At 66.7% G+C, this 6,532-nt stretch carries 5 protein-coding genes; 3 read left to right on the top strand and 2 right to left on the bottom strand.

Translation table 11 applies throughout. The annotated features are described in order from the left end of the window. Positions 1 to 439: 439 nt before the first annotated feature. The gene (locus CC117_RS25850) at positions 440 to 1,027 is read right to left on the bottom strand and encodes a TetR/AcrR family transcriptional regulator (RefSeq protein WP_071088575.1); all 588 of its coding nucleotides are present in this window, start codon (positions 1,025 to 1,027) and stop codon (positions 440 to 442) included. A gap of 236 nt (positions 1,028 to 1,263) precedes the next feature. Here CC117_RS25850 and CC117_RS25845 point away from each other — a divergent pair, with 236 nt between their 5' ends. The 3 genes from CC117_RS25845 (at position 1,264) to CC117_RS25835 (ending at position 4,984) form a co-directional block, all read left to right on the top strand. Next, positions 1,264 to 2,304: an NAD(P)H-dependent amine dehydrogenase family protein gene (locus CC117_RS25845; protein ID WP_071088573.1), complete on the top strand. Its 1,041-nt coding sequence runs from the start codon at positions 1,264 to 1,266 to the stop codon at positions 2,302 to 2,304. Between the two features lie 55 nt (positions 2,305 to 2,359). Then, entirely contained in the window at positions 2,360 to 3,460 is a 1,101-nt protein-coding gene (locus tag CC117_RS25840; RefSeq protein ID WP_071088571.1) for a hypothetical protein, read from the top strand. A 225-nt stretch (positions 3,461 to 3,685) separates the two neighbouring features. Beyond that, positions 3,686 to 4,984 (top strand): ABC transporter substrate-binding protein, encoded by a 1,299-nt coding sequence (locus CC117_RS25835; protein WP_071088569.1) that lies wholly within the window; start codon positions 3,686 to 3,688, stop codon positions 4,982 to 4,984. Between the two features lie 162 nt (positions 4,985 to 5,146). Here CC117_RS25835 and CC117_RS40180 read toward each other — a convergent pair whose 3' ends face one another. Beyond that, complete coding sequence (locus CC117_RS40180; RefSeq protein ID WP_321572643.1) at positions 5,147 to 6,457, bottom strand: helix-turn-helix transcriptional regulator; 1,311 nt, start codon at positions 6,455 to 6,457, stop codon at positions 5,147 to 5,149. Positions 6,458 to 6,532 lie beyond the last annotated feature (75 nt).

Here is a 6,532-nt window from a genome sequence, read left to right as displayed (position 1 = left end):
CTGCGTGACTGACTCATTGATCTCCTCCGTTCACGGATCAATTATCCCTCATAGGGATCACTGTCCGAAGAACGGGGCCCACCTCAAACACCCGCCAGGGACTGCGGTGGTACGGGATGCGGGCGACGCCGCCGTGCACGTCGACCTCGGCGTCGGTCGAGCCGGCCGCGCCGCCGTCGTCGGGCCGCCAGCGGTGCACCGACTACTCCCCGGGCTCGACGCAGTCCTACGTTCGGCGAGAGCGGCCACGCCGTCCCCGTATGCGTGGGAGTCTCCTCCGATCCGCGAGGGTGCCCATGGCGCTGGTCGCCGTCCTGGACGGTGATGACCGGAAGGGACCTCTTCACGCAGTTGCGCGGCGGGACCTCGCGCCACGTCGGCTCGAACTCGGTGCGGCGCGCACCGCACAGGCACGGAAGACCGTGCCGGTCAGGTCAGGTCAGGTCAGGTCGAGGAAGCGTTTCGCGAGTGGCAGGAGCTGGGCTCGAAGTGTGTCGTCGTCGAGGTCGAAGGCCAAGGGGTGCACGGCTGCCCCGCTGATCGCTGCGATGACCATCGCCGTCCGAACGGCTCCATCTGGTCCAGGCTCGTTTCCCAGAAGTAGGCGGCGCATGCGTCCCATAACGCGCCGGAATGACGCATTCTTTGGGGCCAATCGCGCGATGCCGGGATCCATAAGGATGACGCCGACCGTTTGGCGGCGCTCGACGGCAAGGTTGACCATGTTGATCAGGAGCCGTTCGCGCGCGCCCGCCCATGACTGCTCTTCTTCGGCGTCGTCGATCGTCGCCTCCATCCGAGCGAGCTCGGCGTCGGCGACTGCCAGGGCGATCTGTTCCTTGGTCTTGTACTGGCGGTAGACGGCCGCCTTCGTGACGCCGAGCTCGTCGGCGATCATCTGCAGCGAGGTTCCCCCGACGCCGTGTCGGGCGAAGAGATCGAGCGCAGCCGCGATGACGCGACCCTGGGCGGCGGTTGCCGTCCCAGGGTTGACGCGCTGGGTGTCCGGAAGTTCGGCCGTGCTCACCGGCCCAACATACGGGTTGACGCACCTCGGTCCGCCGACTACGGTTCGGTTGTCGATCGGCAACTTTAAAGTTGCCGATCGACTACCCGCCTGACGGCCCGGCAGGGGACGGTGCGATGAGCGACGTCGGCACCGGCGTCTGCTTCCGCGACGAGTCGTTGGTCAACGATCCGTACCCCTGTTTCGAGCACATGCAGACGAAGAGCCTTCCCGTAACCGGATGAACGAGGTGAGTGATGAGTGAAAAGCGCTACCGCGTAGCGCAGTGGGGCACGGGCCACAGCGGGTCGGCCGCCCTGCGAGCCCTGATCGACCATCCGGGGTACGACCTCGTCGGCGTGTACGTGTACTCCGACAAGAAGGCGGGTCGCGACGCCGGAGAGCTGTGCGGCAGGGAGCCAACGGGCGTCGTCGCCACCTCGAACATCGAGGACATCGTCGCTGCCAAGCCGGACTGCGTCGTGTACATGCCGATCACGTACGACGTCGACGACGTCTGCCGGCTTCTGGAGTCGGGGGTGAACATCTCGACCTTGCTCGAGCATTTCCACGCCCCGGAGCGACTTGACCCCGGCGTACGACAGCGCATCGAGGCGGCCGGCCGACGCGGCGGCGCGTCCCTGTCCAGCATGGGCACGAGCCCGGGGTTCGTCACCGAGGCCCTGCCGGTCGCACTGACCTCGCTCCAGCGCCGGCTCGACTGCCTGACGATCCGTGAGTACGCCGACATATCGGGGCGCAACTCCCCGGAGATGCTTTCCATGTTGTTCGGTGGCGATCCCGCGGCCGCCCAGCTCGCGGGCGTCGCCGAGTCCACGCAGGAACACTACGGCTCCTCGCTCCACGTGTTGGCGAAGGCGCTCTCGATTCCGCTCGATGAGATCACCGCGACGGCCAGGGTAGGGGCCGCGAAGACACCTGTGAAGACTGCGGCGGGGACCTTCGACGCCGGAACCGTGGCCGCATGGGAGATCGAGGTGACCGGGCTCCGGGCCGGCAAGCCCGTGCTGCGAATGATCCCCACGTGGTACATCAGCACCGATCTCGATCCGGCGTGGGACTTCCCCTTCCTGGAGAATGGATGGCGCGTCGTGGTCGAGGGTGACGTGCCCCTCGACGTCCTCATCCGCTTCACGTTCTCATCGGAGGAGGAGAAGAACAACGTCGGCTACGGCAACGCGAGCCGTCCAGTGAACGCAATACCATATGTCTGCGCGTCGCCGCCCGGCATTGTGTCCTCGCTCGACATGCCGCAGCTCATCGCCAACCTGAGTTGAGGCCAGCGGGTACGAAAATAAAATCGATCCGAGACGAGATGAGGAGTAAGACGCGATGAAGGTGACGGACCCGCGGGTCACGCTCGACGAAGATGCGCTGGGGTTCCCGAAAGAAGCGCGGGACACGGCGATGATCGRCTGGAACCTGGTCGCCAGCGTCCACGGAGACGACGGAAATCAGTACTGGTTCAACATCGGGGCGATGTCGTTAGCCGAGGGGTGGGGGAACGTCGATTTCTGGCAGATGTGCCTGCGCTCGGAGAAGGGGAAGGTGTACCAGCCGAGCGGATCGGTGCACCTGCTTACCGACTTCCCAGAGGGAACCGCGACAGAATTTCACGTCCAGCCTCGCAGCGCCGGCGCCCTCACCGTAACGCGGTCGGAGGATCACGTGACGGTCGAGATGGAGACCGTTCGTATTGTGTGCAAGCCTGACGGGACGTGGCACTACACCGTAAGGGATGAAGCGGCGGGGATATCCGGGGAATGGGTCCACACCGGTAACGGCTTCCCCGGATGGTACGGGAAAGAGACGCCACAGGTCTATGTTCCCCACAGTATTTCCTACGGCTACATCTGGCCCGGGACGGTCGAAGGAACGCTCACCATCCAGGGACGAGAAGTGGCGATMCGTGGCGCGGGTCAGCGGGAGCGGTACGTCGGGGTCGACGCCTGCCCGGCGGAAGTAGGGGGGTGGCATGACTGGACGTGGTTCCACTTCGACGAGCTGTCCGGCAACCTGGACGAGATGAAGCTCAGCAAGAACAAGGACATGTCGCTCTACCTCACCGAGGAGAAGCAGTACTTCCAGGTCGGGGACTTTCAGATCAATCACCACGACTGGGCATACAACCCTTCAACAGGCACCTTCATCCCTGCCCGGTACCACGTGACCGTGGAAACCGAGGCAGGAATCCTGGAGTTCACTGCCACCGCGGTCGGGAGTTATGCCTCGAGCACTGTCGCCGAGGCGCCGGACTCTCCCACCATCCTGCTGGACTGGGAAAAGATCGACGGCACCTTCACCTATAAGGACGGCCACACGAAGACCCTCACGAACGGTCTCGGCGGGACCCTCATCCGACAGTGGAAGCCCTACCCCGAATTCCTCATCGGCGGCGGCGAGTTCAAGCCACTGAGCGTGCCGCGAGTCTGAGTTCCTGACGCGGATCGCAGGGTGATCCGCGGAGAGGAGTCCGGGCCCCGCTCCTCTCCGCGGATCACAACAGTACTGGATCTTCGTTTGTCGGCGCGGCATGCACCGGTTAGTACTACGCCTTCGGCGTGGGCGAGGCCAGCACCGGCGCCCGTACGAGCACCGTTGTTCCGGAATCCGCGGGCGGTTCGGCCGCGCGGGGCAGACAACCATGACGGGATACACATGCAGAGCACATCAATCTCGCTCGACCGGCCGGGGCGAAAGCGGACCCGAAGACGGTCACGGGCCGCGCTCTTAGCTGCGCCACTGGTCCTGCTGATGCTTGTCACCGCGTGCGGGTCGGACGACAGCGACACGCCTGTCACGGAAAACACGGCGGCAGACACCGAGGTGCTCGGACCGGTGGCGGCGGCGAAGGGCGAACCCGTCAAGATAGGGGTCATCTCGGACGGCAAGTCCGCAAGCGGCGACAACTCGATCCAGTTCCGCGTGGCTGACGCGACCGTGAAGTATCTGAACGAGCGCCGCTCCGGCATCGGTGGCCGGCCCATCGAGCTGGTGAAGTGTGAGACGCAGGCGGACCCGGCCAGGGGCGTGGACTGCGGGAACCGGATGATCGAGGATGACGTCGTCGCTGTCGCCGTGGGCGAGTCGGCGGTCAACGCGAGCATCTGGCAGCCGTTGGCCGACGCGAACATTCCGGTGATGTTCTTCGGCGCCGGCGACCCGGCGCTGCTCGCCGACAGCGAGTCGACCTTCACCCTGGGCGACCCCACCTTCGCCGTGCTCCAGTTGCCGATCGGTCTCGCGAAGGACAAAGGCGCCGACAAGGTGACGTCGGTGGTAATCGACGTGCCCGCGGCGCTGCACGTCCAACAGGACGTCGCGCCGAAGCTGTTCGAGGAGGCGGGCATCGGCTATGAGCTCGTCACGGTGCCCCCGGGCACGGCCGATATGGCGCCGCAGATGCAGAGGGTCGTCGATGGTGACCCCGGGGTCGTTTTCGTCGTGGGTAACGACTCCTTCTGCATCAGTGCGTTCAACGCTTTGAAGGCGGTCGGGTACGACGGCACGATCAGTGYCATCTCGCAGTGCGTCACCGACGCGACTCGTAAGGCGGTGTCGTCGGACGTGCTCGACGGGATGGTCGTCGCGGCCCTCGCACCGGTCGGCGGTACCGACCCGTCCAGCCTCCTCTACACCGCGGCAATGGAAACCTACGGTCACGATGTCGATGTCAACTCGACCGGCGGCCCAGGCATGTTCATAGCGCTCGCCGGCCTCCAGACAGCCCTGGAAGGTATCTCGGGGGACATCACACCAGAAACGGTGCTCGCCACCATCAAGGGGATGCCGGAGAAGGAGTTGCCGGGGGCGGCCGGCTTGAAGTTCCGCTGCAACGGAAAAGCCCACCCCGAATCGCCGGCGTCCTGCGTACGGGGTGGGTTGTCAACGACCCTCGACGACAAGGGCCAGCCCACCGAGTACAAGGTTCTCGGATCCTCTCCGATCGAGGACTGAACCAGACCCGGTCTCCCGGGGTATGGGCCCCGTAGCGCACTCCACGCTGGCCAAGTTCCACCAGGGTAGCCAGTGCCCTGGTGGAACTTGGCCAGCGGCCGCCCTTCGTCGCCTCGGCCAGCCGTCCCAGCGCTCCCGGATTTGTGAATCAGATCCTGCCGACTACGCAGCACCCCGCTCATGGGCCAGTGCCGCCGCCTCGCCGCGGGAGCTGACACCCAGCTTGTCGAAGATCTTCCCGACGTGGAACTTCACCGTCGACTCACTGATGTGCAGTTCCTGGGCAATGTCCCGGTTACGTCGCCCGCGGGCCAGCTGTCCCAGCACCTCCAACTCCCGTGCCCCCAGTCCGGCCAGCAGGTCCTGACGCGGCGAGTCGGGCGGCGTGAGGGGGACTTCGATGGTCACCGTCGTGCCCCACTCCGGTACCGCGTCCGCCTCGAATCGGCCGCCGAGCGGCGTCAGTCGTTCTACGACCCGGCGTACGTCGAGAGAACTCCGGGACAGCGTCCCGGGCCCGTCGTCCCGTACGGTGGCACGCAGGTCGGCCGCGCCCACCTTCCAGCCGACGTGGATCCGGCTCACCCGACGACCGTCCGGCCCGTGCCCCTGATTCTCCAGTGAGGCGTGCACGGCGGCCCGGACCACCGAGGACGCCGTGCTGACGACATCGCAGGGCAGCAGTCGGTCCGCGCCTTCCTCCGCGCCGGGTGTGCCGAGGTCCAGCCGTACGCCGCGGGCGCGCAGGATCCGGCGCAGCGAGTCGGCGAGCCGTTCGAAGGCCTGCCCGGCCCGTTCCTCGGCCAGTGCCTGGTCGAGCTCCGCCTGCGCGCGCAGTTCGGTCAGGGCGGTGACGCCGAGGTCGATGGCGCGGGTGCGGGCGTTGGTGTCGTCCAGGTTGCGGTCGCGCAGGACGCCGAGCAAGGCGGTCAGCGCGGCTCCATGCGCGTCGCCGAGTTCGGAGAGGGCGAGGGCGCGTGCGGCTGCCGCGGCGCGTGACACGGACAGTGTCCCGGGGACCGCCTCGCCCCGCATGCCCTCCCGGTGCGCGGTCAACAGATCCCACAGCGCTTGAGTAGGCGCCAGATGCTCCTCCGGCAGGGCGGTGTCCTCGGTCCGCACGAGAACCAGCAGAGAGGCGGGCTCGGTGACGCCGCTGGCCAGGGCCARCACCGGCACGTCGGCGCCCGCCAGCCGAGCCCAGCCCTGCCAGCTCRCTCCCGCCGGCACCAGGGGCCGCAGCGCGGCCACTTCGGCGGTGGTGACGGCCGAGCCGGGCTCACCCGGGGACTCCCCGTAGACCTGGAACGGTGCGTACGCGCAGTTGGCGGACAGATCCGCCAGCCCTCGGTGGGGAATCGCCCCGGCCAAGGCGGCAGACAGGCGCGGCAGGGTTTCGGTCAGCGGCGCCCGGATCACATCGAGTGCGGCCATCGGGTCCATGACCACCAGCGTAACCAGCTCACTCCGCACGTCCGCTGTCCTTTCGGCCAGTCAGAACCATCCGAAAGGACAGCGGATGTGAAGCGAACCCTGCCGAGGATGGAG

It is taken from the genome of Parafrankia colletiae, assembly GCF_001854655.1.
Classification (GTDB): Bacteria; Actinomycetota; Actinomycetes; order Frankiales; family Frankiaceae; genus Parafrankia; species Parafrankia colletiae.
The sequence above is the reverse complement of the archived record's forward strand: the minus strand, read 5'-3'. Positions and strand labels throughout refer to the sequence as shown.